At 45.7% G+C, this 25,902-nt stretch carries 25 protein-coding genes and 2 riboswitches; of the genes, 15 read left to right on the top strand and 10 right to left on the bottom strand.

Going from position 1 to position 25,902, the window contains the following annotated elements; all coding sequences use genetic code 11:
* Positions 1-151 precede the first annotated feature (151 nt).
* On the top strand, positions 152-907 hold the full coding sequence (gene sigI / locus AC2CGA_RS04295; RefSeq protein WP_003154719.1) for an RNA polymerase sigma factor SigI: 756 nt from the start codon (positions 152-154) through the stop codon (positions 905-907).
* On the top strand, positions 904-2,082 hold the full coding sequence (locus AC2CGA_RS04290; RefSeq protein WP_014304893.1) for an anti-sigma-I factor RsgI family protein: 1,179 nt from the start codon (positions 904-906) through the stop codon (positions 2,080-2,082). Before sigI ends, AC2CGA_RS04290 begins: the two co-directional genes overlap by 4 nt.
* A 6-nt stretch (positions 2,083-2,088) precedes the next feature.
* Here AC2CGA_RS04290 and AC2CGA_RS04285 read toward each other — a convergent pair whose 3' ends face one another.
* On the bottom strand, positions 2,089-2,283 hold the full coding sequence (locus tag AC2CGA_RS04285; RefSeq protein ID WP_003154717.1) for an alpha/beta-type small acid-soluble spore protein: 195 nt from the start codon (positions 2,281-2,283) through the stop codon (positions 2,089-2,091).
* Between the two features lie 134 nt (positions 2,284-2,417).
* A complete protein-coding gene (locus tag AC2CGA_RS04280; protein WP_032856705.1) occupies positions 2,418-3,119 on the bottom strand; it encodes a DUF1836 domain-containing protein in 702 nt (233 codons plus the stop codon).
* Positions 3,120-3,267: 148 nt separating this feature from the next.
* Between AC2CGA_RS04280 and htpX the strand changes: the two genes are divergently transcribed.
* From htpX to AC2CGA_RS04260, 4 genes are all read left to right on the top strand, one after another.
* Entirely contained in the window at positions 3,268-4,161 is an 894-nt protein-coding gene (gene htpX, locus AC2CGA_RS04275; protein WP_003154715.1) for a protease HtpX, read from the top strand.
* A gap of 158 nt (positions 4,162-4,319) precedes the next feature.
* Positions 4,320-5,672, top strand: coding sequence for a TrkH family potassium uptake protein (locus tag AC2CGA_RS04270; protein WP_014304894.1), 1,353 nt, complete (start codon positions 4,320-4,322; stop codon positions 5,670-5,672).
* 95 nt (positions 5,673-5,767) lie between these two features.
* Positions 5,768-6,442 (top strand): DUF421 domain-containing protein, encoded by a 675-nt coding sequence (locus AC2CGA_RS04265; RefSeq protein WP_014304895.1) that lies wholly within the window; start codon positions 5,768-5,770, stop codon positions 6,440-6,442.
* Between the two features lies 1 nt (position 6,443).
* On the top strand, positions 6,444-6,614 hold the full coding sequence (locus tag AC2CGA_RS04260; RefSeq protein WP_003154711.1) for a hypothetical protein: 171 nt from the start codon (positions 6,444-6,446) through the stop codon (positions 6,612-6,614).
* Positions 6,615-6,655: 41 nt separating this feature from the next.
* On the opposite strand, the gene AC2CGA_RS04255 is transcribed toward AC2CGA_RS04260, so the two are convergent.
* Entirely contained in the window at positions 6,656-7,678 is a 1,023-nt protein-coding gene (locus AC2CGA_RS04255) for an acyltransferase family protein (RefSeq protein WP_003154708.1), read from the bottom strand.
* A gap of 255 nt (positions 7,679-7,933) precedes the next feature.
* Between AC2CGA_RS04255 and AC2CGA_RS04250 the strand changes: the two genes are divergently transcribed.
* Together AC2CGA_RS04250 and AC2CGA_RS04245 are read left to right on the top strand one after the other, a co-directional pair.
* Positions 7,934-10,153 carry a PAS domain-containing sensor histidine kinase gene (locus tag AC2CGA_RS04250; protein WP_003154707.1) on the top strand — a complete coding sequence of 740 codons (2,220 nt, stop codon included), beginning with the start codon at positions 7,934-7,936 and terminating at the stop codon, positions 10,151-10,153.
* Positions 10,150-10,647 (top strand): methylated-DNA--[protein]-cysteine S-methyltransferase, encoded by a 498-nt coding sequence (locus tag AC2CGA_RS04245; RefSeq protein ID WP_107994419.1) that lies wholly within the window; start codon positions 10,150-10,152, stop codon positions 10,645-10,647. Before AC2CGA_RS04250 ends, AC2CGA_RS04245 begins: the two co-directional genes overlap by 4 nt.
* 241 nt (positions 10,648-10,888) lie before the next feature.
* Here the strand turns inward: AC2CGA_RS04245 and mtnA are convergent, their stop codons facing one another.
* The 3 genes from mtnA to AC2CGA_RS04230 all read right to left on the bottom strand — a co-directional run bounded on the left by mtnA (position 10,889) and on the right by AC2CGA_RS04230 (position 14,277).
* Positions 10,889-11,950 (bottom strand): S-methyl-5-thioribose-1-phosphate isomerase, encoded by a 1,062-nt coding sequence (gene mtnA / locus AC2CGA_RS04240; RefSeq protein WP_003154704.1) that lies wholly within the window; start codon positions 11,948-11,950, stop codon positions 10,889-10,891.
* 6 nt (positions 11,951-11,956) lie between these two features.
* A complete protein-coding gene (gene mtnK, locus AC2CGA_RS04235; RefSeq protein ID WP_003154703.1) occupies positions 11,957-13,141 on the bottom strand; it encodes an S-methyl-5-thioribose kinase in 1,185 nt (394 codons plus the stop codon).
* A gap of 109 nt (positions 13,142-13,250) precedes the next feature.
* Positions 13,251-13,406: riboswitch (SAM riboswitch) on the bottom strand.
* Positions 13,407-13,497: 91 nt separating this feature from the next.
* Positions 13,498-14,277 carry a carbon-nitrogen family hydrolase gene (locus tag AC2CGA_RS04230; protein ID WP_165625622.1) on the bottom strand — a complete coding sequence of 260 codons (780 nt, stop codon included), beginning with the start codon at positions 14,275-14,277 and terminating at the stop codon, positions 13,498-13,500.
* Between the two features lie 92 nt (positions 14,278-14,369).
* On the opposite strand from AC2CGA_RS04230, the gene AC2CGA_RS04225 reads away from it, so the two are divergent.
* The 6 genes from AC2CGA_RS04225 (at position 14,370) to spo0E (ending at position 19,379) form a co-directional block, all read left to right on the top strand.
* Entirely contained in the window at positions 14,370-15,566 is a 1,197-nt protein-coding gene (locus AC2CGA_RS04225; protein WP_003154701.1) for a pyridoxal phosphate-dependent aminotransferase, read from the top strand.
* A gap of 36 nt (positions 15,567-15,602) precedes the next feature.
* Positions 15,603-15,702, top strand: a riboswitch (SAM riboswitch).
* Between the two features lie 81 nt (positions 15,703-15,783).
* Positions 15,784-16,998, top strand: coding sequence for a 2,3-diketo-5-methylthiopentyl-1-phosphate enolase (gene mtnW / locus AC2CGA_RS04220; RefSeq protein WP_015388316.1), 1,215 nt, complete (start codon positions 15,784-15,786; stop codon positions 16,996-16,998).
* On the top strand, positions 16,995-17,666 hold the full coding sequence (mtnX, locus tag AC2CGA_RS04215) for a 2-hydroxy-3-keto-5-methylthiopentenyl-1-phosphate phosphatase (protein ID WP_015388315.1): 672 nt from the start codon (positions 16,995-16,997) through the stop codon (positions 17,664-17,666). The genes mtnW and mtnX overlap by 4 nt, the downstream gene beginning before the upstream one ends.
* Positions 17,657-18,286, top strand: a complete 630-nt coding sequence (locus AC2CGA_RS04210; RefSeq protein WP_043867037.1) for a methylthioribulose 1-phosphate dehydratase — start codon at positions 17,657-17,659, stop codon at positions 18,284-18,286. The genes mtnX and AC2CGA_RS04210 overlap by 10 nt, the downstream gene beginning before the upstream one ends.
* Before the next feature lie 15 nt (positions 18,287-18,301).
* Complete coding sequence (locus tag AC2CGA_RS04205; RefSeq protein WP_003154692.1) at positions 18,302-18,838, top strand: 1,2-dihydroxy-3-keto-5-methylthiopentene dioxygenase; 537 nt, start codon at positions 18,302-18,304, stop codon at positions 18,836-18,838.
* 280 nt (positions 18,839-19,118) lie between these two features.
* A complete protein-coding gene (gene spo0E, locus AC2CGA_RS04200) occupies positions 19,119-19,379 on the top strand; it encodes an aspartyl-phosphate phosphatase Spo0E (RefSeq protein WP_003154690.1) in 261 nt (86 codons plus the stop codon).
* A gap of 210 nt (positions 19,380-19,589) precedes the next feature.
* On the opposite strand, the gene kinD is transcribed toward spo0E, so the two are convergent.
* Positions 19,590-21,107 carry a sporulation kinase KinD gene (gene kinD, locus AC2CGA_RS04195; RefSeq protein WP_046559543.1) on the bottom strand — a complete coding sequence of 506 codons (1,518 nt, stop codon included), beginning with the start codon at positions 21,105-21,107 and terminating at the stop codon, positions 19,590-19,592.
* Between the two features lie 198 nt (positions 21,108-21,305).
* Here kinD and mhqR point away from each other — a divergent pair, with 198 nt between their 5' ends.
* Positions 21,306-21,752, top strand: a complete 447-nt coding sequence (gene mhqR / locus AC2CGA_RS04190; RefSeq protein WP_003154686.1) for a MarR family transcriptional regulator MhqR — start codon at positions 21,306-21,308, stop codon at positions 21,750-21,752.
* Between the two features lie 35 nt (positions 21,753-21,787).
* Here mhqR and motB read toward each other — a convergent pair whose 3' ends face one another.
* The 3 genes from motB to clpE all read right to left on the bottom strand — a co-directional run bounded on the left by motB (position 21,788) and on the right by clpE (position 25,626).
* A complete protein-coding gene (motB, locus tag AC2CGA_RS04185) occupies positions 21,788-22,573 on the bottom strand; it encodes a flagellar motor protein MotB (protein WP_003154685.1) in 786 nt (261 codons plus the stop codon).
* Positions 22,545-23,360: a flagellar motor stator protein MotA gene (gene motA, locus AC2CGA_RS04180; protein ID WP_003154684.1), complete on the bottom strand. Its 816-nt coding sequence runs from the start codon at positions 23,358-23,360 to the stop codon at positions 22,545-22,547. Before motA ends, motB begins: the two co-directional genes overlap by 29 nt.
* Before the next feature lie 169 nt (positions 23,361-23,529).
* Positions 23,530-25,626: an ATP-dependent protease ATP-binding subunit ClpE gene (clpE, locus tag AC2CGA_RS04175; RefSeq protein ID WP_014304900.1), complete on the bottom strand. Its 2,097-nt coding sequence runs from the start codon at positions 25,624-25,626 to the stop codon at positions 23,530-23,532.
* Positions 25,627-25,902 lie beyond the last annotated feature (276 nt).

Here is a 25,902-nt window from a genome sequence, read left to right as displayed (position 1 = left end):
CCTTAATTCTGCATGGGGGCACGAAATCATGTATAGTACGTCTTATTGGCTTGTCATAATTGAGACAAATGAAATCGATTTCTCTTTTTCTTCCTTTGCGAATCCCTACTAAATTAGCTATGATTATGAGTAGTTATAGGGAGGAACTGAGGTGAAACCAGTGCTTAGCCTTTTGTTTAAATTGGGAAAAAAGAAGCAAACGCTTGAAACATCTGTTGAAAAAATACAAAAAGGCGACAAAGATCTGCAGAACGATTTAATACAGCAATATAAGCCTTTTATCGCGAAGACGGTTTCATCCGTTTGTAAACGATATATAGATGAAAAAGACGACGAATTCAGCATCGGGCTGATCGCGTTTAACGAAGCCATTGAAAAGTATTCGGCTGAAAAAGGTAATTCGCTGCTTGCATTTGCAGAGCTGATTATAAAAAGAAAAGTGATAGACTATATCAGAAAAGAAGCAAGAACCGCTCAGCATATCAATATGGATGTGCAGGAGGGCGACGACCAGGAATCTTCGCAGAGCCTTATCGAAGCGGAGCTTTCCATTGATGAATACCGCAAACAGATAGAACAGGAACAGCGCCGGGAAGAAATTCTTTTTTTTCAGAAGCAGCTGAAAGAATACGGCCTGTCTTTTAAAGAGCTGCTGGAACAATCGCCGAAGCATACAGATGCGAGGCAGAATGCGATTAAGGTAGCCTACACGCTTGTTGAAAATGAAGAGCTGGCGTCCATTTTGCACCAGAAAAAACAGCTTCCTGTCAAACAGCTTGAGCAGCTCGTGTCGGTCAGCAGAAAAACGATCGAACGGAACCGAAAATATATCATCGCCATGAGTATTATTATTACCGGTGATTATATTTATTTAAAAGATTATCTTAAAGGGGTGTTGCACTCATGAGAAGAGGGATCATAGTAGAGAAAAATAAAAAATTCGTCACGTTGCTAACCCCTGACGGACAATTTTTAAAAACAAAAAATGATCACCGCACTTGTGAAATCGGAGAGGAAATTACGTTCGAAGGCGAAACGCGTATGGGAAGAAGGGCCAGCTTTTTTGATTTTCTGAAACTGCGCCCTTTTAAATTGGGAGTGTTTACGATGACTGCTATTATTTTGTTTATTTTAATTTTGCTCCCGGTTTTTTCTGATAACAAAGCTTACGCGTATATGACGCTTGACATTAATCCCAGCATTGAAATGGCTTTAAACAGCAAATATGAAGTCATTGAACTGACACCGCTGAACCATGACGCCAAACAGGTCATCAGTGACATCGGAGATTGGAAAAGCAGCGATTTTAAGGAAGTCATCAATAATATTATTACCGATTGCAGCAAGCATGGATATGTAAAGGAATCAAAAGAGATTTTAATTTCCACGGTTTATGAAAATACAGATGACAATACATATAAAAAAGGCGTTAAAAAACAGCTGGCTGACATGACTGAAAAATATAAGGGCACCTACCAGGTCCAATCTCTTGAATCTGATATGGAAACAAGAGAAAAAGCAAAACAGGAAGGGATGTCAACAGGCAGCTACATAAGAAGAAACGAAAAGAAAACAGAAGAAAAACAGTCTGAAAAGCAAACCGACGGCAATGAAACAGATCAAAAAGATACCGAAACAGACGCTGATCAAAGCAAGCAGCCGGACACAGAAAAGCCGGCGGCTGATGAAAAGACAGCTCCTGATGAAGAAAAGGCAGCAGAGAAGCCGGAAAACAATGAAACAACGCCCGGCACGGAAGAAGCGAAGCCGGACAGTCAGGACGGCAGTCAGCAAACCGACAAAAATGCAGCTTCCGGATCAGAAGAAAACACACAGAAGGAACAAGATGGGGAAACAGAGCAGCCCCCAACACAAAATCCTCAGGAAAACGGAAATGACAAAGAGCCTAAGCAAAAGTATTACAATCATTACTGGAATCAGCGGAATCATGATCGCAATGAACATTGGGACTCCTATCGGCATCATGAAGATTCATCAGACCGCAGGAATCCGAACGGCTACCGGCACGGAAAGGAGAATGCCGATAAATATCAAAATTCGCCGAGAAGTCCCGGCGAATAAGCTGCATTATTGATTTTTCCCGTTTAATTGTGATTGAGCCTGCTGTACAAGACGTTTTGTCATTTCCCCGCCTACAGAGCCGTTTGCGCGTGCTGCTGTATCAGAGCTAAGGTTCACGCCGAATTCTTGAGCCACTTCGTATTTAAATTGGTCAAGTGCCTGCTCAGCCCCTGGAACTAAGAGTTTATTTCTGCTCGCCATCTTTTTCATCTCCTTTTCTCTGGCAAGATGTGTTTACGCATTTTAGTTTCAAACGGAACGGTATTGATTATGCTGGCAATTGTTGTACAGCAAAAAACCCCGGCGCAGACACCGGGGCGAAGAAGCGTTATGAATTATAATAAATGGCTGGTCATTTTGTAGGCTGAGGCTTGAATATGGAAAGTCAAAACGGAGAGCACCGTGACGGCGATGATGGATCTGATATTGTTCCATTGTCCGCTTCCGAGTTCTTTAAAGCAGCCTTTGAGCTTGTCCGTCTGCTCTTCAACGAGCTCCTGCAGGCTCGTTTCCTTCATCGGCGGGTTTGCTTTATGATGAAGATAATCAATCACTTGGGCGCAGCTTTCATAGTAGCTGATCGGGCTGATGACGTCGTCTGATCTGTCTGTGATCGTGTTAAAAGCGATTTTTAATATGCCGCGTATATGTTCGAAGTCATAAATTGATTTTAAATCACGTACAATGAGAAGGATGACAGCTTGTTCAATTGTATATTTTTTGCCGAGTAAGGGGTGGCCGATTAAATCTTTAATATCGCGCTTCACCCAGTTTTGGACGGCGGTTGATTTTAAAGACGTCAGCTCGCACAGATTTCCCAGCTCGACAATCTCGTTAGTTGAAAGCCCGTATTCCTTTTTCTCTTTTTTTCGTTCGAATCTCGTCAGAAATTCAGGGATATGCAGACGGCTTTCCGCTTCATCCAATGTCATTTCCGCTGATTGCAATAAGATTTGGAGAGGAGTTGCGTCTCCTTGGCCTTTTAACGCGTAAAGAAGCCGGACCATATCAGTTCGGGTCAGTTTAAACGTGTTCATGGTTCACCTCTGATTGATTACGTGTTCACTTTCTGATATCACTGAGAATTACATTTACATCATACGTCGAAATTGTTGCATTTTCAAACAGATCATTTATAATTTAATTAAATAAGTTCTTTTGATCTTAAAAAAGACGGAGGTAATTATGGCGAAAAGAATATTTCTGTTTATTTTAACGAACCTTTTGGTCATTACGACAATCGGAATTGTGCTTACGATTATTACAAGCGTTACCGGTGTCGGCTCGTATATACAAAATGGCCGCATTGATCTGATGGCATTGCTCGTGTTCAGTCTTGTCGTCGGTTTTGTCGGTTCTTTTATTTCTCTCGGAATGTCCAGATGGATGGCCAAAACGATGATGGGCGTCCGGGTGTTAAATCCGAAGAAACAGTCACTCAGCTATGAAGAACAGCAATTGGTTGACCGTGTGCACAGATTGTCCCGTGCCGCAGGGATGACGAAAATGCCTGAAGTCGGCATTTATCAGTCCCCGGAGGTCAATGCTTTTGCGACCGGACCTTCTAAGCGCCGTTCGCTTGTCGCGGTTTCTTCAGGTTTATTGCAGCAGATGGATGATGCTGCGGTGGAAGGGGTTCTTGCCCATGAAGTCGCACACATCACAAACGGTGATATGGTCACGATGACGCTGCTGCAGGGAATCGTCAATACGTTCGTCGTATTCCTTTCCCGAATCGCGGCATGGGTTGCAAGCCGCTTTGTCAAAGAAGACCTCGCACCGGTCGTGCATTTTATCGCGATGATCGTGTTTCAGATTATCTTTTCCATTCTCGGCAGTCTTGTCGTCTTCGCCTACTCGCGCCACAGAGAGTTTCACGCTGACCGTGGCGGTGCAGACCTTGCCGGCAAGGATAAAATGATTCACGCCCTGCGTACGCTGAAGTCTTATACAGGACATGTGAATGAAGAAGACCAGACGGCGGTGCAGACGTTAAAAATTAACGGCAAAAAGCATTCGTCACTGTTCTCCACACACCCTGATCTCGATGAGCGCATCCGCAGGCTGGAAGCAAAATAATAAACAAAACCTCTGACAATCGTTTCAGAGGTTTTTTGTTTAAAGATCGGCAAATTACATAAGGTAATGAAAAATCTTTCTAAAAAGGCCTTTAAAAATTCTCCCAATATCATTAGAATAATTACGTACTACATTTGAGAGGCAGAAGGAACTATCTTATGAAATTAAAACTGAAGAAATTCATACAGATCTTGTCGCCTGCACAGCTGATTGCATTATATTATTTTCTTGCTGTGACGGTGGCATTTATTTTGCTAAGCCTGCCGGCCGCCCACAAACAAGGGGCCAGCTGGTCGTTTATAGACGCGCTGTTTACGGCTGTCAGCTCAGTCAGTGTCACCGGTTTAACGGTCGTCAACACGGCTGATACATTCAGCACGGCCGGGATTGTCATTTTGGCTTTCGTGCTTCAATTCGGCGGAATCGGCATTATGACGCTCGGAACATTCGTCTGGCTCATTATGGGCAAACGGATCGGTCTGCGGGAACGGAAGCTCATTATGGTGGATCAGAATCAATCGCAGTTTTCCGGTATCGTCAACCTGATGAAGCAAGTGCTGTTTTTGATTTTATTAATCGAGTTTTTAGGCGGCATCATCTTAGGAACATATTTTTTAACGTACTATGATTCGTTTGAACAGGCGTACTTGCACGGATTCTTTGCGAGCGTCAGCGCCACGACAAACGGCGGCTTTGATATTACGGGAAATTCACTCGTCCCGTTCAGACATGACTATTTCGTGCAGTTTATTACGATGCTTCTGATTATTTTCGGGGCGATCGGTTTTCCGGTGCTCGTAGAAGTAAAAGACTTTTTGTTTTCAAAACAGCGCAGATACTCATTCACGCTGTTTACGAAAATTACGACCGTTACGTTCGGAATGCTTGTTTTGTTCGGAGCCGTGGGCATTTACGCGCTTGAAGCAAGCCATGTTATGAAGGGGAAAAGCTGGCATGATGTTTTATTTTTATGTCTCTTTCAATCAACTGCTACGCGAAGCGGCGGGCTTGCGACAATTGATATCAGCCAGCTGTCGGCGCCGACATTATTTTTCATCTGCGCCCTCATGTTTATCGGCGCATCACCGAGCTCGGTCGGCGGCGGAATCCGTACGACGACGTTTGCGCTTAACCTTCTTGCTCTGTTTCATTTTGCCAGAGGGAATAAAGCGGTCAAGGTCTTTAAACGCGAGCTTCATCAGGCTGATGTCATGAAGTCGCTGGTCGTTACGATGATGGCGATTCTGCTCGTGTTCGGGTCGACGCTGATTCTTTCCGTGACGGAGACAAATCAGACGCTCCTCGGACTGCTTTTTGAAGTGTGTTCCGCTTTCGGAACGACCGGCCTGTCGCTCGGGATTACTCCGCATTTAAGCGATATCGGAAAATGTGTGATCATGATTGTGATGTTTATCGGCCGGATCGGCATTTTGACTTTCCTTTATTTGATCGGCCGAAAAGAAATCGAAGCAAATTATCATTATCCGAAGGAAAGGATGATTATCGGCTGACACCGCTTTTCAGAAAGCGGTGTTTTTTTATTGCCGTAAAATGGATGAGTGGAAACAGTTTCTTTGGAGATTCTACTTGTAAAGAGGTGACGTCATTGTTTGCCGTATTTTGGAAGTCGGTAGTTATGATCGCGGTCGGTACCTTTTTATTGCGGATTGCCGGACGGAAATCCATCAGCCAGCTGTCGGTGACCCAGACAGTCATCATGATTTCGATCGGCTCGATTATTATTCAGCCGTTTATTGAACATAATTTATGGGAAACCATTTTCGCGGCGGCGATTTTTATTGCGGTACTGATTCTGATGGAATATTTAGAAATCAAATCAAGCTTTTTTGAGTTTCTATTTTCAGGAAAAACCGTCGCCGTTGTCAGAAACGGAAAAATCATCCCGGAAAACTTAAAAAAAATGCGTTTTACCGAAGACCAGCTGTCAATGAGGATCAGGCAGGAAGGCCTCGGAGACATTCAAGATTTTAAATATGTGCTGCTTGAGCCGAACGGACAGATCGGCTATGAACTCATTGATGAGGCCAAAAACGTGACAGTGCGCGACTTAAAAAAAATGCTTAATGAATTCAAAACAGATTTGCTGACAGAAGGAGGAAATCAAATGAAACGCAAAGCAGCAAAGAATGAAGCTTTGACCAACAACAATACACCGACTGAGAGCATGGACAAAGATGCATACAAAACACAATATGACGGTGATCCCGGACTGAGAGGCGCAAACCGCAAATCAAAACACGGCAAACAAGGAGGCGAGTAATATGACGAAAAAAAACCGCCACAGCAAAGACATGCAAAACCATAAAAAGCCGATGGACCCTAAATTGCTTGAAGAAGAGTTTTCAAGCGAGCTCGGTGATTATAACGCCGGAAAATGGATTGAAACGCTTGAACAGACGAAGCCGAAGAAAAAAGAAGACGGCAAAAAATAAAAAATACCTCTTAAGCGGCAACGCTTAAGAGGTATTTTGCATTATTTCGAATAAGCACCGTTTCTTGTTCCTTTCACCGCTTGAAGCAAGCCGGTTATCCGCAGCTCAATAAACGGCTGTGCGGCCGTTTTCACCGCATTGCTGGAGAGAATGGACGTAAGAGCGGCTGTTAACATTAAGAGCATGACTAAATTCTGATAATCAGACAAGTGATCTTCAAGCCCGATCTGCCGCAGCGTTTTTATAATGAATCCATGCAGCAGATACACGTAAAACGTTCTCGTACCCCATTTCGTAAAGAAATAACGCTTTTGCGGAACGAGCGCCAAAAAGCTGAAAGTGGCGGCAAAGGCCAAAACATACCAGCCGATGCGCGACAGACCGCTCAGCAGCGACACTGTGCCGAATGTAGAATAAGGCTCTGATCCGAACAGCCACGAGTAATCAAAATCAATGCACCAGCATAAGAGGAAAACAATCCCCAGTACGCCCGCGGCAATCTGCCTGCCTCTTTTAGCCCGAAGCAAATCAAAGTGCCGTTTCTTTAAATAAAACCCGACGAGAAACATCGGTAGAAAAACAAACGTCCGTGAAAGACTCAGCGTGCTGCTGATGAAATCGAGATACCCGATCATGACGGCAAGCCCGCAGCTCGCCCCAAGCGCCCACATTTTCGGCAGCTTCGTAAAGGGATAAAGCAGCAGATTCCAAAAGAATAAGCTGACTAAAAACCAGAGAGACCACTGCGGATCAATCGGATTGACGCTTGCCATGCTTTCATCCTGAATCAAATAGTAAAAAACCGAGTAAATGCCCTGAAAAATCAGGTACGGAATAATCAGCTTCACAGCCAGCTTCTTCACATAACCTTTCCGCTTAAAGTTTTTTGCGAAATAGCCGGAAACCAGGATAAAGGCCGGCATATGAAAAGTATAAATGAATTTGTAGAGATGGAGCATAAACTCATTTCCGTTAATAAATGACCGGAGGATATGGCCGAACACCACCAGAAAAATCAAGATAAACTTGGCGTTGTCAAAGTAACTGTCTCGCGATTTTGTCATAGCATCACCTTCTCTTCAAAAATCATCCACTGCATGATTATTTCCTGTTGGTGTTCATTTTAAAATAAAAAACAAAAAATTGAAGGAGGACAAAAGGGATTGTTAGGATGATGTAACGGGGAGGTAAGGATCGTAGAAAAAGACTTTAACTTGTCATATCATTGAAATTTTCTGAAATGTATAGGGCGAATGAAGGAAGATGAGGTATTTTGTAGAAATATTGAAGGATAGGTTTTTGAAGAAGGAGTGTACTGAATGGCTGAAACTCTGGATTTGCAAACAAACGAGTCGCTGAAAGAGCAGCTGAAGCGGATGAAAGAGGAAAATGACCGCCTGAAGAGTGATTTGAACCGGTATCATGTGATTATGAATAACACGCTTGATGCCATTTTTATATGCCGTAAGGAAATGAAAATCGTCCAGGCGAACGAGGCTGCGGCCCGGATGATGCAGATTGAGGCAGAGAGCCTTATTAACCGCTCCGTCCTGGACTTTTTATATTCCGTGCCTCAGGAAGAACTGAATAAGGCCGTGAAAAAGTTTTTAAAAAAAGGCCATCTGTGGAAAGAGGTGCCGATTAAGCTTGACAGCGGCGCGACGAAATACATTGAATTCCTCGCCAGAGACGGAATTGGGGAGGATTATTTTTTTGTGGTGATGAGGGACATCTCCTCTAAAAAAATATTAGAGCGCGAATTCTCCATGAACGAGCAGCTGTTTAAAGATTTGTTTGACAGGGCTGTTGACGGCATCGTGCTGTTTGATAAGGACGGCGGGTTTATTGATGCGAACCTCTCTTTTTGCAAAAGCTTTGAGATCGGCCAGAATGAATTGTCGCATCTGTCGCTCCGCCATTTTACCGACGGCGAAAACAAAAAGCATCTGAAAGAAATCTGGGAAACCCTCCGCAGAAAAGGAAATGCCAAAGGAGAACTGCCCGTCAAGCTTCGGTCCGGCGAAGAGAAGCTGTTTGAATTTACGATTACGTCCAACTTAATCAGCGGGTTCTACATGTCCATTATGAGAGATATAACAGAGAAACGGTTGATGGAATTGAAACTCTTTAAAAGCGAAGAGCGATTCCGCGAAATTTTTGAAAACGCGATGGACGCGATTGTCATTTGGTCTGATGACGGAAAGATTGCCAAAGCAAACGAATCGGCGTGCCGCATTTTCGAACTGCCGATGGATAAGCTGCTGGAGACGAATTTATGTACGTTTATCGTTGATCCGCAGAAAAAATACAAGCAGATTAAGAAGAAATATGAAAAATACGGGGAAATCCGTGAAGAAATGCTGTTTCAGATGGCAAACGGCCAATACAAAGAGCTTGAGTTCACATCAAAACGAACCATACTTGAAGGTCAGCATTTAACCATTTTAAGAAATGTCAGCGATCGTAAGCGGATGGAAAAAGAATTGCGGGAAAGCGAGCTGAAATTCAGAAAAGTATTCAACGGCTCAATGGACGGCAAGGTCTTATTTGACAACCAATTCCGCATTATTGACGCGAATCCTCTCGCAAGCCGTATACTGGGCATGCCGGATGAGGAGCTGAGAGCGTACACCGTTCCGGATATTCTTTCTTTATTTGATATTGAAAACGCGGGTGTTCCCGCCAGAAAGATTGATTTAGAAGGAATGGATAATGAAATCCCCTTCCTGTTAAGCAGCAGTGACAGCCGCAAACTGGAATTCTCCTTCAAAAGAAATATCATTCAAAATATGAATCTGGCCATCTTTAAAGATGTCACAGAGGCCAAAGAGCTTGAAGAGAGGCTGCGGAAATCCGACACTCTTCATGTTGTAGGGGAGCTGGCGGCGGGCATCGCCCACGAAATCAGAAACCCGATGACAGCGCTGAAAGGGTTCATTCAGCTTCTTCAAGGAAGCATTGAAGGCGAATATTCCCTGTACTTTAACGTCATTACCTCAGAATTAAAACGCATCGAGTCTATCATCACTGAATTTTTAATTTTAGCGAAACCTCAGGCGATATTATATGAAGAAAAAGATGTGACGCAGATTATGAAAGACACGGCTGATCTTTTGAATGCCCAGGCCAATCTTGTCAATGTGCAGATTCATCTGAACCTGACCGGAAACATCCCGCCGATTTACTGTGAACCGAATCAATTAAAACAGGTGTTTATCAATATTTTAAAAAACGCCATTGAAGTCATGCCGGGCGGCGGCAATATCTACGTGACCATCCAGCCTTCTGATCAAGACCACATTTTGATTTCTTTTCAAGATGAAGGAACAGGCATTTCCGAAGACAAACTAAAACGTCTGGGCGAGCCATTTTACACGACAAAAGACAGGGGAACGGGCCTCGGTCTGATGGTCAGCTATAAAATCATCGAAGAACATCAGGGACGCATTCATGTGGAAAGTGAAGAAGGGAAGGGCACGGTTTTTCATTTGACGCTTCCGATCCGGCAGAATACCGAAGAAAGAAGGAGCGGGGAATGATCTGTTTTACAAGTGTAAAAGCGCCGTTTGGAACCGTTATCGTAACAGAGGAAGAGGGCTTTATTACCGGCCTGTTTCTCACCGGGGAAGATTTTGAGGAATGGCGGAAAGACGCGCCCGGCGTAAAGCCGTGCGAAACCGCTTTGCTGTCGGAGGCGAAACAGCAGCTGGCATCCTATTTTTCAGGAGAAAGAAAGCAATTCTCTCTGCCTTTGAGACAAAAAGGCACACCCTTTCAGGAAAAGGTGTGGAACGCGCTGACGATGATTCCTTACGGGGAATCCCGAAGCTACGGTGATATGGCCGAAGCGATCGGAAAACCGAAAGCGGTGCGCGCCATCGGACAAGCCAATAAACGAAACCGGCTGCCGATTTTGATCCCGTGCCATCGGGTAATCGGCAAAAACAGCGCCTTAACGGGATACGCGGGCACGAAGACGGATGTAAAAGCGGTGCTGCTGAACATCGAACAAATATCCTATAAAGAAAAATAAAACATATGGCACGTTCCGTTTTTTCGCGTCCGACATATCATTTTATTAAGTGAAAAAAGTTGGTCTGGTGAAAAAGGAGGACGAAGCCTGATGAAAATGAGCCGTCCGCAAAAGATAGCCGGTTATGCAGAGCTGTTTTTTAAAATGCATCTCATTACAGCCGCCCAAAAAGATGAAGTGATTACATTGTGCAGACAAAAAAACCGCTGACATTGCCCGAGGCAACATCATCAGCGGTTTTTCAGCTCAGCTGACAGTCGGCGAATAATTGTTCAATTTCTTCCGTGTAAGAACCGGTCACAATTCCTTTCTCGGTGATAATGCCTGAAATCAGGCTGCCCGGTGTGATGTCAAAGGCCGGATTGAAGACCGGCACATCTTCGGGAGCGGTGCGTATGCCTGAGATCTGTCTGACTTCATCCGGATCTCTTTCTTCAATCGGAATCTGATCGCCGTTTTCAATCTGCAAGTCAAAGGTCGAAAGCGGTGCGGCCACAAAAAACGGAATCTGAAAGGCGTTTGCCAAAATAGCGAGGCCGTAAGTTCCGATTTTGTTGGCCGTATCTCCGTTTTTAGCAATTCTGTCAGCGCCGACAATGACTGCTGAAATATGTTTTTCCTTCATTGTATGGGCGGCCATGCTGTCCGTAATGAGTGTGACATCAATTCCGCCCTGCATCAGCTCCCACGCCGTCAGCCGGGATCCTTGGAGAACGGGTCTTGTTTCACATGCGTAGATATGAAGGCCGAGGTCTTTTTGTTTCGCTAAGTAAAAGGGAGCAAGCGCCGTACCGTACCGGCTTGTAGCAATCGAGCCCGCATTGCAGATGGTCATGATCTGGTCGCCTTTTTTAAAAAGGTGCAGCGCATTTTGGCCGATCATTCGGCAGGTTTCTTCATCCTCAATCTGAATTTGAATGGCTTCATGAACGAGCGTTGTCTTCGCTTCATTGATTGAGATTGCATCCCTGATGGAATCCGTCAGTCTGTCAAGCGCCCACGCGAGGTTGACGGCAGTGGGCCTCGAACTGTTTAAATACGCTTTGACATCCGCGAACTGACGTCGGAAATCTGAAAGATCGCGGGCTTCAAATGACTTGGCGGAGAGCGCGAGTCCGAATGCCGCGGTTATACCGATGGCCGGGGCGCCCCTTACTTTCAGCGTGACAATCGCGTCGAATACATCTTCCTTTGTTTCAAGTTCCACATACTCAGTGACGTCGGGAAGTTTTTGCTGATTTAAAATGCGGATGTAGGTTTCTTTCCATTCCACAGAACGGGGGATGGCAAATTCATTGGTCATGCTGCATCATTCCTTTACACGGAGCTTAAATTGGTCCAGAACCTCGGTGATATGCTTCAGTTCTTTTCTGTTTTCGATATAATAGGCGCCGATCTCAAGCGCCAGCTTCTTCCGTTCGATTCGTTTGTCAAACGGAGTGATTTCATCTAAGTCAGCCACATGGGCGAGTCCGATCGTGCGCCGGATCAATTCGCATCCCGCAAAACCGACCGCTTCTTCAAACGCGTTTTTCAGTGTGTCTTCCAGCAGGTGTCTGCGGGAAGGCAGGCAGTCTTTCTCCCATGCTTCACTGAATGTTTTCACAAATGTATCCCATACGGCGGCAGTATGGTCATATAACGGCTGTCTGTCGTCACCGTCGCGGCTGAGGGCGTTTAACAGCAGATTGGCGATAAATTGGCCGATGTCAAACCCGATCGGTCCGAAGAAAGCAAACTCGGGATCAATCACCTTTGTTTCATGTTCATCGGCGAAGATGCTTCCCGTGTGCAGATCGCCGTGAACCAATGTTTCCGCGGAATTCAGAAAGATGGCTTTCAATTCGTCAGCGCCTTCTTTCAGCCGGGAATTGTTCCAAACTTTTTCTGCGTACGGGCGCAGCTCCTCCTCAAAATCGTTTGTCTCATGGTCGAGAAACGGTTCTGTAAACACAAGCCTTTCTGTAATATTGCAAAGCTCAGGATTTGTAAACTGCTTTGCGAGCTGCTGCTTTACTTTCGCATCAAGCGCATAATCGGATGAGTAAAAAAGCGTTTTCCCTAAAAATTCACCGATATGAACCGATAAGTTCGGATAATGCTGCCCTTCCAGCAGCCCTTTTCTTGAAATCTGCAAATGTGAGAGGTCTTCCATTACCGTGACGGCCATTTCAGTATCGGAATAGTAAACGGCCGGAACGAGGTGCGGCACGTGTTCGCCCTGGCGGATGAGGGCGCTGCTTTCGATTCTCGCCCGATCAATTGTAAGCGGCCAGCTTTCACCGACGACTTTCGCGTAAGGAATCGCCTGTTTGATAATCAGTCCTTTTTGGTTTTCTTTATCGTAAACATGAAAGACGTAATTTAAATTGCCGTCGCCGATTTCACGGCATGTCAGAGTGCTTTTGCTTTGGAATAAGCCGAGCTTGACGGCTAACGCGGCGGCGGAGCTTTCTGTTAATTGTTCATAAAGACTTGTTTTAGTTGCTGACATGGATTTACCCTCCAATTATGTAGTGGCAGTAAGAGATCGTGACGGAGAATACGCCCGAAAAAAAGCCTCCTTCTCTGAAAGAGAAGGAGGCTGAAACAGTGCAGTCCGCCTCTTATCTCTCAGATAACATCTGATGGAATTAGCACCGTGCCTTATGAGACAATCGTCTCGGCGCAAAATGTACGCGCCCCATTTCACAATGGAATTACGGTCGGTTGCTGTTGGGGTCAAAAGGCCAATTCCCTCGCCCAACTCTCGATAAGAGAAAATATATTGATTTGTATCACAATTCGGATTAATCAGTTGATGAAAATATTAGCAGGTGCCGGATATTCTTGTCAACATTTTTTTGAAAATTAATATAAATCACGCCGCAAGTCTTGGAAAACCGGAATGGTTCCGCGGACGGCCGCGCTTTCTGACACATCGATTTCCGCCCGGACTGCGCCTTCCGTCCGGTCTCCTTCGGCTAAAATCCGGCCCCACGGGTCAATAATCAGGCTGTGGCCGGCAAATTCATTATCGGGATTGGACCCCGTGCAGTTAGAGGCTGCGACAAAACATTGGTTTTCAATTGCTCTGGCGATAAGCAGGCTTCGCCAATGATCAAGGCGGGGCAGAGGCCATTCCGCAGAGATAAACAGGACATTCGCGCCCTGGGACGTATGCTTTCTGATCCATTCGGGGAAACGGATATCATAGCAGATCAGCCCGGCGCACTTGACACCGTCGAGCTCAAAGGAACCGTCACTGTTTCCCGCTGACAAGTAAAGGTGTTCATCCATCAGCTGAAACAGATGGGTTTTCTGATACCGCTTCACGATCTGTCCGCTGTTATCGGCGATGTACATGGTGTTATAGACATTTTCGCCTTCTTTGACCGCAAAAGATCCGGCAACGAGGTGTACGTTGTATGTTTTTGCCGTTTCTTTAAGCCATTGTTCCGAAACTTTGCCGTTTTCATCCGCCAGCTGGTCTAGCCGTGTGAGATCATAGCCGGTTGTCCACAACTCAGGAAGCACGATTACATCCGCATGGCGGCTTTCTTGCTCAATCAAAGATTCCGCTTTTTTAAAATTTTCTGAAGGATTTCCGTATGAAATATCAAATTGCAAACAGGAAACGGTCCATTTCATTTTTTAACACCTCAAGTTTCTCTTTACTTTTTTTATTTAACCATATATGATGATGGACTATCATTTCAAGACATTTTTAGAAGGTGAAAAATATGAACTTTGAAATCTCAGATGTACTCAAACAGCTGCCGGAACAATTTTTCGCATCATTGGTGCAAAAAGTGAATCAAAAGCTGAAAGAAGGCAGAGACGTCATCAATTTAGGGCAGGGAAACCCTGATCAGCCGACGCCTCAGCATATCGTTGAAGAAATGAAGCGCGCCGTCGAAAGGCCGGAAAATCATAAATACTCATCATTCCGGGGCGCTTACAGCTTCAAAAAAGCAGCCGCTGCATTTTATGAAAGGGAGTACGGGGTCACGCTTGATCCGGACACGGAAGTCGCCGTGCTGTTCGGAGGCAAGGCGGGACTTGTTGAGCTTCCGCAATGTCTTTTAAACCCGGGAGATACCATTCTGGTGCCTGATCCCGGATATCCTGATTACTGGTCGGGCGTCGCCCTTGCGAAATCGAAAATGGAAATGATGCCGCTGACGGAAGAAAGAGGGTTTCTCCCTGATTACAGCGTAATTCCTGAAAAGGTGCGGAGCGAGGCGAAGCTGCTTTATCTCAATTATCCGAATAATCCGACCGGCGCTGTGGCGACAGAGGCGTTTTTTGAGGAGACAGTCGGTTTTGCGGAACAAAACGGTATTTGTGTCGTTCACGATTTCGCGTACGGAGCCGTCGGCTTTGACGGGCATAAACCGCTGAGCTTTTTGCAGACGGAAGGCGCAAAGGAGACGGGAATCGAAATCTATACCTTGTCCAAAACGTATAATATGGCGGGCTGGCGGGTCGGCTTTGCCGTCGGAAACGCTTCTGTCATCGAAGCGATCAATCTTTATCAGGATCATATGTTTGTCAGCCTGTTTCCCGCGGCGCAGCAGGCGGCGGCAGCCGCTCTTTTAGAGGATCAGGCATGCGTCGCAGCGCAAAATGACAGATATGAATCGAGGCGCAATGCATGGATTGAAGCCTGCCGCGGTATCGGCTGGGATGTGACGGCTCCGGCTGGCTCCTTTTTTGCATGGCTCCCTGTGCCCGACGGTTATACGTCACAGTCGTTTTCAGATCTGCTGCTCGAGAAAGCGGATGTCGCCGTCGCTGCCGGAAACGGGTTCGGAAAATGGGGGGAAGGCTATATCAGAGTCGGTCTTCTGACAAGTGAAGAAAGACTTAAAGAAGCTGCGGAACGGATCGGGAAACTGAATCTTTTCACCCGAAAAAGCATTGACATATCTGGATAACAATGCGATAATTCAAAATACTTTATAAAATCATTATTCTTATCAAGAGCAGGCAGAGGGACGAGCCCGATGAAGCCCGGCAACCGACTGATAAAGCACGGTGCTAATTCTTGCAGCAGGAGCTGAGAGATAAGATTCGGACATAACACGAAGCCTCTTTCTGCTCATAGGGAAGAGGTTTTTTTATGTTTTGTGAAAGAAAGAGAGGCGTTCACGCATGAGCGAAGTATTGGCAACATATCTTCTGACAGACACAACGGACAGTGAAAAGCGGGCGGAACAGATTGCGGCGGGGCTGACGGTAGGCTCCTGGACTGACCTGCCCCTGGTGAAGCAGGAACAGCTCAGAAAACATAAAGGCCGGGTCGTAAAAGTTGAGGAGAAAGAAGGAACCTCAGAAAACGAAACACAATCCGTCATCACTATCGCCTATCCCGAGGCGAACTTTTCAAGAGATATTCCGGCCGTCCTGACGACGGTATTCGGAAAGCTGTCACTGGACGGAAAAATAAAATTGACTGATCTTGAATTTTCCGAAGGGTTTAAACGCTCCCTTCCCGGGCCGAAATTCGGTATATACGGCATCCGCAAACTGCTGGGCGAATTTGAAAGACCGCTTCTGATGAGCATATTTAAAGGCGTGATCGGACGGGATCTCGCCGACATTAAAGAACAGCTCAGACAGCAGGCGCTCGGAGGCGTGGATCTGATTAAAGATGACGAAATTTTCTTTGAAAATGAACTGGCTCCGTTTGAAACCCGCATTATCGAAGGAAAACAAGTCCTGAAGGAAACCCGGGAGGAGACGGGGCATAAAACGCTGTATGCCGTAAACCTTACGGGAAGGACCGCTGAACTGCGGGATAAAGCGAGGCGCGCGGCAGAACTCGGGGCGGACGCGCTTTTATTGAATGTGTTCGCTTACGGTTTAGATGTGATGCAGAGCCTTGCCGAAGACAGGGAAATCCCGCTTCCGATCATGGCGCATCCGGCAGTCAGCGGCGCGTTCACTTCATCTCCCGTTTACGGCTTGTCGCATGCGCTTTTGCTCGGCAAGCTGAACCGCTATTGCGGCGCTGATTTCAGTTTATTTCCGTCACCTTACGGATCCGTTGCTCTTCCGAAGGAGTCCGCGCTTGCAATTCATGATGAATGTGTAAAAGACGATGTCTTTCATCCGTCGTTTGCTGTCCCGTCGGCAGGCATTCATCCCGGTATGGTGCCATTGTTGATGCGCGATTTCGGCATCGATCACATCATCAATGCCGGCGGAGGCATTCACGGCCATCCGAAAGGAGCCGAGGGCGGCGGAAGAGCGTTCCGCGCCATCATTGATGCGGTGCTTGAAGCGCAGCCGATTGAAGAAAAAGCCGCGTCGTGCAAAGATCTTCAGCTCGCATTAGACAAATGGGGAAGGGTGGAAGCCGTATGACCCGCACACCGCTGATTATTTGTGATTTCGACGGAACGGTCACCATGAACGACAACATTGTCAGCATGATGAAAGAATTCGCGCCTCCTGAGTGGCTTGAATTAAAAGACGGTGTTCTGTCTAAAAGCCTATCAATCCAAGAAGGAGTCGGCCGGATGTTCGGACTGCTGCCGAGCAGCTTAAAAGAAGAACTGACCGGCTTTATTCTGAAGGATGCGAAAATACGGGACGGCTTTTTGGATTTTGTCTCGTTTGTCCGGTCAAACGGCCTCCCGTTTTATATCGTAAGCGGAGGAATGGACTTTTTTGTGCATCCGCTTTTGGAAGGGATCGTAGAAAAGGAGCGGATTTTCTGCAATCATGCATCCTTTGACAATGAATATATTCATATAGACTGGCCGCACGCCTGTGACGGAGGCTGCACCAATCAATGCGGCTGCTGCAAACCGTCAGTCATCCGGAAGCTGTCCGATCAGCAGAAATTTCTCATTATGATCGGTGATTCGGTCACGGATGTTGAGGCTGCAAAGTTATCCGATATGTGTTTTGCTAGAGATTATCTTTTGACTGAATGCAAAGAACTCGGCCTCCGGCATCTGCCTTTTCAAGATTTTCATGAGGTGAAAACAGGCATTGAAAACATCGGGGAGGTGCAGGCATGGCTGTAAAAGAAGAACGCTGGCGCGAACTTGCCGAGGTAAAGCGCGAGCTGGCCGAAAGAGACTGGTTCCCGGCAACGAGCGGGAATCTTTCCATCAAAGTATCCGACGCGCCGCTGACTTTCCTCGTTACGGCGAGCGGAAAAGACAAACGAAAAGAAACAGACGAAGATTTTCTCTTAATCGATGAGAACGGGAAGCCCGCTGAGACCGGCCATTCTTTAAAACCTTCAGCGGAAACGCTTCTCCATACTTACTTATACCAAAAGACAGAAGCCGGCTGCTGTCTGCATGTCCATACCGTTAATAATAATGTCATCTCAGAGCTTTACGGGGATGAAAAACAAATCACGTTTCAGGGGCAGGAGATGATTAAGGCGCTCGGATTATGGGAGGAAAACGCGTCCGTGACCGTTCCGATCATTGACAACCCGGCGCACATCCCGGCATTGGCCGAAAACTTCGCGCACCATGCGGACGCCGGCTCAGGCGCGGTGTTAATCCGTAATCACGGCATTACGGCATGGGGGCGGACCGCATTTGAAGCGAAAAGGGTGCTGGAAGCCTATGAATTTTTATTCAGCTGCCACCTCAAGCTTCTGTCACTGCGGCCGCAGCTTGTAAAATAAAAGGAGGAACGGAAAATGGCGACCATCAGAATTCATGACGAAAAGAATACGCTCATTGAAAATCAGGAAGAAGTAGCGCGCTTTTTAGACGAACAAGAGGTGATCTATGAGCAGTGGAACATTGAAAAACTTCCGTCTGAGCTTTCGGAGAAATACAATCTGACAGAAGATGAAAAAGAACGGATTCTCGCGGCGTTTGACACGGAGATTCAGGACATTTCAGCCCGGCGCGGATATCAGTCTCAGGATGTCATTTCTTTATCAGATACCACGCCGAATCTTGATGAATTATTAAAAAATTTCCAAAGAGAACATCACCACACGGATGATGAAGTCCGCTTTATCGTCAGCGGACACGGCATCTTCGTCATTCAAGGCAAAGACGGCACATTTTTCGACGTCCGTTTAAATCCGGGAGATTTGATTTCAGTTCCGGAGAACATCCGCCACTACTTTACGCTTCAGGAAGACCGCCGGGTCGTCGCAATCCGAATTTTCGTGACGACTGAGGGCTGGGTGCCGATTTACGAAAATGAAAGTGTGCAAAACTGATAGACGCCCGAACCTCTCATGCCCCCGCCGGCATGAGAGGTTTTTTATTGTAATATAAAGTCAGCTGTGGCTGTTTTTTAAATCTTGAATATGCCGCATTCTGTTTATATCATTACCTGAATGGGTATTATTCTCGTATTCATGCTAAAGATTCCAATATGAAATGAAAAAATAAGTTATTTAGTAAAAAAATGTTTACAAATAAAGTATAATCTGTAATAATGCTCAATAACCCAATCAAACTTGTTTCCTATTCTTTTAGCGGTGAGGGGTGAAGTGAATGGGCAGTTATTCTGAACAAGAAAAATTGCTTGTATCTATTGATAAAAAAAGAAAAATGATGATAGATGCGGCTAACAGACAAGGGTTTACCGGATATGACACGATCAGGCACAGCCAGGAACTGGACTGTCTGATGAACGCGTATCAGCAGCTGGTAAACCGTGATCGCACACATCACCAAGGAATACAGGGCCTTGTGAAGAAAATAGGCTTGTTCTCCCGCGGTGACGTCATGCCTGCATATGAAGCAAACAAATGATTGATGATAAAACAGATAACGAAGACTGAATGCGCTTCCTGATCAAGCGCCGCATCCGAAAGATGACCGCGTACAGTCAGCAGATTTTTCCGCTGGCACGGCTCACGAAGCGCCTCGTACTATCTGCCGGCTATGATGCCGTTCCTCTGGTATATCCTCTTACACATATTCTTCTTTAAATAAAAAACACCCCGACCCAGGGTGTTTTTTTCATCGTGAAGCGGCAGGGAGGGTAATGGTGACCTCTGTGCCCTTATCGACTTCGCTTTGAATGTCAATCGAACCGCCGTACATCAGCATGATTCGTTTACATACGACAAGGCCGAGGCCGGTGCCTTTTTCCTTTGACGTTACAAACGGAAGAAAAATGTGTTCAAGCATATCTTCAGAAATGCCCATTCCGTTGTCGGCCACCTTAATGACTGCTTTATGGTCGCGGGCTTCTAAATAGATGGACAGCCGGCCGCCTTCCTGCATGGATTCCAGCGCGTTTTTTGCGACATTTAAAATCACCTGTTTAATATGGTCTTTCGTGCAGTTGACCTTGAGCGGCCGATTGACGAGAATCTCCACATTCACTTCCACATTATACAGATTCCCTTCAGAATAAATAATCGGCATAATCTCATCAAGAATATCCTGCAGCGAATTCACTTCCAACCGTTCAGCAGTGGGTTTACCGAGCACTAAAAACTCACTGACAATCTGATTGATCCGTTTAATCTCCTGCTCAATAATTGAGAAATACAGCTGATCTTCCTCCGATTTGTATTTTTTCTGCAAAAGCTGAATGAAGCCGCTGATCCCTGTAAGCGGGTTGCGGATTTCATGGGCGGTGCTGGCGGCAAGCGTTCCGATCAGCTCCAATTTCTGCGCTTCATTTTGAGCGCGCTCCAGCTGGGTCTTGCGCTTAAGCAGATAATATTGGACGAGGATGAACAGAATATTCAGCAGCACGGCAATACTGGACATCGGCAGCAGCACGCTTTTGGTCAGCTCGTTCAGCTCAACCGGTTTCGGATAAACATTGATATTCCAATTAATATCATCCAGATAGCCGCTGACCGGTTTCACCCCTTCTGATTGATCAGCCCGTCCGCTGGCAAATATCACTTTATTCTGATTGGTTGCCTTGACATAAACGTCAGGGCTCAGCATATTGATCATATTTCTCAAATAATCGACTTGGATAGCGGCTACTAAATAATCCGTGACTTCCCGTTTTGCGTCTAACACCGGCACGCAGATCGTGAAGATGCGCTGGCCTGTAATTCTGCTGGAGTAGTCATTTGTGATAACCGTTTTTTTCGTCTTTTTCGCCTTCGTAAAATACGGTCGGTCGGCCAAATTCACCTTTGATTTCAGATCAGTCGTGCTTGCGATGACATCACCTTTGGAATTCAGCATATACAGACCGCTGAATCTGGGTTCATCCTCAAAAGCCTGATCGAGAATATCAATGATCTTTTCTTCATTGACAGGCTTATCGACAGCGATCGCAAGTGTTGTCATCCGGGCTTTTGTTTCACCGATTAAATAATTGAGCTTATTGCGGTGAAGGTTGAGCATCATACTGGCTTCCTGTATGTGTTTATCGGCTATTTTCTGCTTTTCTTTTTCATAAATGAAAAAGCTGATAATAAGTGCCGGGATGATCACCAATATGAGATAAAGTTTGATCTTTCCCCGGGCACCTTTAAATGTATTCACTCTGCATCGCTCCAACATTACACTTGAATAGAGGTATTATATCATTTTTATACTTCTTTAATAAGAAAAAATAACCAAAATGATAGAAAAACAAATTATTTTATTAAGGCCAGACAAAAAGAAGAGAAATTTTGGAAACATTTTTGTTGACATTTTTCATTTTGTTTATTAATGTTTCTCTGTAACGGTTTCTTTTGTAAAAGGATGATTGAATGTATGACGGATAAAACAGAAAACTCATTGAAATTATTTATTGTACTGTCACGTGCGTACCGATCTATTAACGACCATATGAATAAACATATTCATAAGCACGGTCTGAACCCGACGGAATTTGCGGTGCTTGAGCTGCTGTACCACAAAGGCAACCAGCCGCTTCAGCAGATCGGCGACAAAATTTTATTAGCGAGCGGAAGTATTACATACGTTGTTGACAAATTAGAGAAAAAAGAACTTCTCATCAGAAAAGCCTCGCCGACTGACAGAAGAGTGACTTTCGCACAAATTTCCGAAAAGGGAATCCGTCTTTTGGACGATATTTTCCCTGATCATGCTGAAGAAATTAAAGAAATGATCAGTGTGCTGAGTGATGAAGAGATAGAAATGTGTACGGAAATGCTGAAAAGAGTGGGGTTAAACGCTAAACATTTTCATCAGAAATAAAAAAGGAAGCCGTTTGAAAGGCTTCCTTTTTTATATTACTGATTTTGGTCAGTCGCGGCGTTTCTAGGTTGTATCAATACCTCGACGCGCCTGTTTTTGCTGCGCCCTTCAGCGGTTTTGTTCGACACGGCCGGTTTATACTCTCCGAAACCTTTGGCGCTGAATACTTTTGCGTCAAGTTTCGGGTTTTCCGTGAGAATAGCCATGAAGTTGACGGCCCGCATGACGCTTAAATGCCAGTTAGATTGATATTGTGAGTTTTTAATCGGCACATTGTCCGTATGTCCGCTGATGATAATATTCCTCGGCGGATTCAGCACAAGGAGATTCGAGATTTCCTTGGCAAGCGGAATATCTTCCTGACGGATGTCCGCCCGTCCGGAATCAAAAAAGATACTGTCTTTAATGGTAATTAAGAGTCCTTCTTTAGTCAGCTTTGTTTCCAGCTGAGTTTCAAGCTTTTTGTTTTTTATAAATTGATTGACTTGCTTTTGCACGCCTTCAAGTTCTTCGCGGTCGGCTGCTTCTCTTTCTTTCTTTTTCTGTTCTTTATCTTTTTCCTTGTCTTTTTTTAACTGATCAACGCCGTCTTTTTCGTTTTCAGGAGGGGTGACGCTTGAATATTCAAGAACACCCGTGCCTCCGGTAAACACGGCGTTAAATGATTTAGACAGCATTTGGAATTTCGCCGCATCGACCGAGCTCATGGCGAACAATACAATGAACAGAGCCAAAAGAAGGGTGAGCAAATCCGCGTACGGGATCAGCCAAGACTCATCCACATGCTCGTCATCATGCTTCTTCTTCTTTTTTCTCGCCATTGTTTGCCTCTCCTTCTTGTTCAGCGACTTTTGCGCGTTCATTCGCAGGAAGATACATGAGAAGTTTTTGTTCGATCACTTTCGGGGCCTGTCCTTCAAGCACTGACAGAACGCCTTCGATCATGATTTCACGCAGTTTGACTTCCTGCTTTGATTTGCGTTTCAGTTTGTTGGCGAAGGGATGCCAAAGTACATACCCTGTGAAAATCCCGAGAAGGGTGGCGACAAACGCCGCACTGATGGCATGTCCGAGCGCCTCGGTATTGTTCATGTTGGAAAGAGCGGCGATAAGGCCGATGACCGCACCCAAAACGCCGAGTGTCGGCGCATATGTGCCGGCTTGTGTAAAGATCGCTGCGCCGGCCTGGTGCCTGTCTTCCATCGCTTCAACTTCTTCAGTCATAATATCTCTGATAAATTCTGCGCTTTGTCCGTCAACCGCCATGCTCAGGCCGTTTTTTAAAAATGCGTCATCCACGTCTTCAATGCTTGCTTCCAATGCGAGCAGACCTTCACGTCTGGCGATTTGCGCCCATTGAGAGAACATAGGAATTAATTGCGCAATTGTCAGCTGTTTGTTTTCTTTAAACAGCACTTTAAAAAGGGCAGGCACTTTTTTGATTTCTTTTCCGGGGAATGCGATGATCACCGCAGAAATCGTACCGAACAAAATAATCAGAATAGCTGCCGGGTTAGCGAGTGCGCTTAAGCTGACCCCTTTCAGCACCATGCCCACGCTTAAAGCAATCACGGCGAGGATGATACCGATAATCGATGTTTTATCCATAGTTTTCACCAAATCCTTTATACTAGCTTTCTATGGTTAATATCGGTGGCAGTGCATGGAACTTTAGGGTGATTGAGAAATTGTTCCCGAATTCTTCACAGTTTCTCCCTTCCGGCATGGAGAAAGAAACAAAAAAGCGGCTCCCCGCGAGGAGGGAGCCGCTTTTTTCTTATTGTGCCCGGACTTTGATGCCGTCCTCTTCCATTACGACATGGAAGGCTTTGATTTCGTTGTCATCCAATAAGAGATCTGTCATTTCGTCCTCGATCAATTCTTGGATGGTTCTTCTGAGCGGGCGTGCTCCGAAAGCGGGGTGGTAGCCGATTTCAGCGATTTTTTCCTTCGCATCATCGGTGACGCTCAGGCTGATGCCGCGCTCTTTTAATGTGTCTTCAAGCTCTGTGAGAAGCAGGCTGACGATTTTCACGAGATGTTCTTTTTTCAGGGATTGGAATTCAATAATGCTGTCAAACCGGTTTAAAAACTCCGGTTTGAAGAACGCGCTCAGTGAATCAATCAGCGTTTGTTCTTCCATGACGCTCTCTTCAGATTGGAATCCGACTTTCACCTGTTTTTCGCCGGTTCCAGCGTTGCTTGTCATAATCAAAACGGTATCTTTAAAGCTGACCGTTCTGCCCTGGCTGTCTGTCAGACGGCCGTCCTCCATAATCTGCAGAAACATATGCTGGACATCAGGGTGGGCTTTTTCAATCTCATCGAGCAGCACGATGCTGTACGGATTGCGGCGCACTTTTTCCGTTAATTGACCGGCTTCATCGTGTCCGACATATCCCGGCGGTGAACCGATAATTTTTGATACGGCGTGTTTTTCCATGTATTCACTCATATCGAGACGGATAATGGAATCTTTTGTACCGAACAGTTCATCTGCGAGTGTCTTTGATAACTCGGTTTTTCCGACTCCGGTCGGTCCGACAAAGAGGAAGGAGCCGACAGGTCTGTTTTTGGATTTTAAGCCGGCGCGGCTTCGTCTGACCGCTTTCGCCACTTTTTTCACGGCTTTTTCCTGACCGATGACACGCTGATGAAGATGCTCTTCAAGTTCCTTCATTTTGACTTGTTCATCAGCCTGGAGTTTTCCGACCGGAATGCCTGTTTTCTGTTCAATGATGGCTTGAATATGCTCCGCGCCGATTTCAGGTGAAGAGGCCGGTGTTTCATGCGCCAGCTGCTTTTCCAAAGCCGCTTCTTCATCACGCAGTTTCGCGGCAAGCTCATAATTTTCTTCCCGAAGCGCTTTTGTTTTCTCCGCGTCAATTGCTTTGAGTCTCTCAGCCGCATCTTCTTCATTTACGGTATCAAGTTCCAGGTTCGCCTTAGAGCCGGCTTCATCTAATAAGTCGATCGCTTTATCCGGCAGGTGGCGGTCCTGAATGTAACGGGATGAAAGCGTAACACAGGCGTTTATCGCTTCATTGCTGAATGTGACGCCGTGGTATTTCTCGTATTTATCTTTAATGCCTTCCAGAATGCTGATGGCTTGTTCTATTGTAGGCTCGTGAACCATGACAGGCTGGAAGCGTCTTTCAAGCGCCGCATCTTTTTCAATCTGGCGGTACTCTTTCAGCGTTGTCGCCCCGATGACCTGCAGCTCGCCTCTGGCAAGCGCCGGTTTCAGGATGTTCCCGGCATCCATTGATCCCTCGGCAGAGCCGGCGCCTACAAGAAGGTGAATCTCATCAATGAACAAGATGACATTTTTCCGTTCTTTTAATTCGTTCATTAATTGTTTCATTCTTTCTTCAAACTGGCCTCTGATCCCTGTATTGGCGACGAGAGAAGCGACGTCAAGCAGGTAAAGCTCTTTGTTTTTCAATTTGTTCGGCACATCGCCTTCAGCGATTTTAAGCGCGAGGCCTTCTGCAATAGCCGTTTTACCGACGCCCGGCTCACCGATCAGCACCGGATTGTTTTTATTCCGGCGGTTCAAAATTTCAATTACGCGCGCCACTTCATTATCGCGGCCGATCACAGGGTCAATCAGACCTGCTTTTGCGCCGTTTGTGACGTTTTGAGCGAGCTCGTCGAGCAGGCCTTTTTCAGGGCCGGCCTGCTGTTTATTTTGATTGGGAGCGAAACCTTGCTCAAACGGGAATCCGAATGATTGCGGCCCCATGCTCATAGACGGTTTTCGGGTTAATTCTGTATAACATGTTTCACATAAAACGAATTGTTTTTGAATGGAATTGACTTGCATGTTCAGGCGAATCGTCGCCTCGTTTTTCTGACAATGTTGACAACGCATTTGCCAAAACCTCCTCGAAAAATGTTTGATCATCTTTGACCAAATGGGTTAGAAAATAAGGCCGAAAATTTGACCTTCTTTGATTATTAGTATACTCTGACCTTCTTTGACTTTCAAGTATTTTGTTTCAAACCCCGAAAAATAAATGTTTACAGCATAATAAGTGATATTCGTGAGGTTTGATTATTTTTGACCAATATAGTCGGAAAGGAAATGAAATGCTTTGACCTTTCTTGATGAAGAGTATACGCCGGCCCTTTTTTTCTTTCAATATTT

This window comes from Bacillus sp. SYZHCR11, assembly GCF_057196865.1.
This window is presented reverse-complemented; position numbering and strand designations above follow the sequence as displayed.

What these genes read in the sequence shown, in the direction of transcription:
- motA (WP_003154684.1), bottom strand. Translation starts at nt 23,360, where the DNA reads ATGGATAAAACATCGATTATCGGTATCATCCTCGCCGTGATTGCTTTA.
- AC2CGA_RS04250 (WP_003154707.1), top strand. Translation starts at nt 7,934, where the DNA reads ATGGCTGAAACTCTGGATTTGCAAACAAACGAGTCGCTGAAAGAGCAG.
- AC2CGA_RS04210 (WP_043867037.1), top strand. Translation starts at nt 17,657, where the DNA reads ATGGCTGTAAAAGAAGAACGCTGGCGCGAACTTGCCGAGGTAAAGCGC.
- mtnA (WP_003154704.1), bottom strand. Translation starts at nt 11,950, where the DNA reads ATGACCAATGAATTTGCCATCCCCCGTTCTGTGGAATGGAAAGAAACC.
- htpX (WP_003154715.1), top strand. Translation starts at nt 3,268, where the DNA reads ATGGCGAAAAGAATATTTCTGTTTATTTTAACGAACCTTTTGGTCATT.
- mhqR (WP_003154686.1), top strand. Translation starts at nt 21,306, where the DNA reads ATGACGGATAAAACAGAAAACTCATTGAAATTATTTATTGTACTGTCA.
- mtnX (WP_015388315.1), top strand. Translation starts at nt 16,995, where the DNA reads ATGACCCGCACACCGCTGATTATTTGTGATTTCGACGGAACGGTCACC.
- AC2CGA_RS04245 (WP_107994419.1), top strand. Translation starts at nt 10,150, where the DNA reads ATGATCTGTTTTACAAGTGTAAAAGCGCCGTTTGGAACCGTTATCGTA.
- AC2CGA_RS04230 (WP_165625622.1), bottom strand. Translation starts at nt 14,277, where the DNA reads ATGAAATGGACCGTTTCCTGTTTGCAATTTGATATTTCATACGGAAAT.
- AC2CGA_RS04260 (WP_003154711.1), top strand. Translation starts at nt 6,444, where the DNA reads ATGACGAAAAAAAACCGCCACAGCAAAGACATGCAAAACCATAAAAAG.
- AC2CGA_RS04255 (WP_003154708.1), bottom strand. Translation starts at nt 7,678, where the DNA reads ATGACAAAATCGCGAGACAGTTACTTTGACAACGCCAAGTTTATCTTG.
- AC2CGA_RS04270 (WP_014304894.1), top strand. Translation starts at nt 4,320, where the DNA reads ATGAAATTAAAACTGAAGAAATTCATACAGATCTTGTCGCCTGCACAG.
- AC2CGA_RS04285 (WP_003154717.1), bottom strand. Translation starts at nt 2,283, where the DNA reads ATGGCGAGCAGAAATAAACTCTTAGTTCCAGGGGCTGAGCAGGCACTT.
- AC2CGA_RS04225 (WP_003154701.1), top strand. Translation starts at nt 14,370, where the DNA reads ATGAACTTTGAAATCTCAGATGTACTCAAACAGCTGCCGGAACAATTT.
- spo0E (WP_003154690.1), top strand. Translation starts at nt 19,119, where the DNA reads ATGGGCAGTTATTCTGAACAAGAAAAATTGCTTGTATCTATTGATAAA.
- AC2CGA_RS04205 (WP_003154692.1), top strand. Translation starts at nt 18,302, where the DNA reads ATGGCGACCATCAGAATTCATGACGAAAAGAATACGCTCATTGAAAAT.
- mtnW (WP_015388316.1), top strand. Translation starts at nt 15,784, where the DNA reads ATGAGCGAAGTATTGGCAACATATCTTCTGACAGACACAACGGACAGT.
- motB (WP_003154685.1), bottom strand. Translation starts at nt 22,573, where the DNA reads ATGGCGAGAAAAAAGAAGAAGAAGCATGATGACGAGCATGTGGATGAG.
- kinD (WP_046559543.1), bottom strand. Translation starts at nt 21,107, where the DNA reads ATGTTGGAGCGATGCAGAGTGAATACATTTAAAGGTGCCCGGGGAAAG.
- AC2CGA_RS04290 (WP_014304893.1), top strand. Translation starts at nt 904, where the DNA reads ATGAGAAGAGGGATCATAGTAGAGAAAAATAAAAAATTCGTCACGTTG.
- AC2CGA_RS04280 (WP_032856705.1), bottom strand. Translation starts at nt 3,119, where the DNA reads ATGAACACGTTTAAACTGACCCGAACTGATATGGTCCGGCTTCTTTAC.
- mtnK (WP_003154703.1), bottom strand. Translation starts at nt 13,141, where the DNA reads ATGTCAGCAACTAAAACAAGTCTTTATGAACAATTAACAGAAAGCTCC.
- clpE (WP_014304900.1), bottom strand. Translation starts at nt 25,626, where the DNA reads ATGCGTTGTCAACATTGTCAGAAAAACGAGGCGACGATTCGCCTGAAC.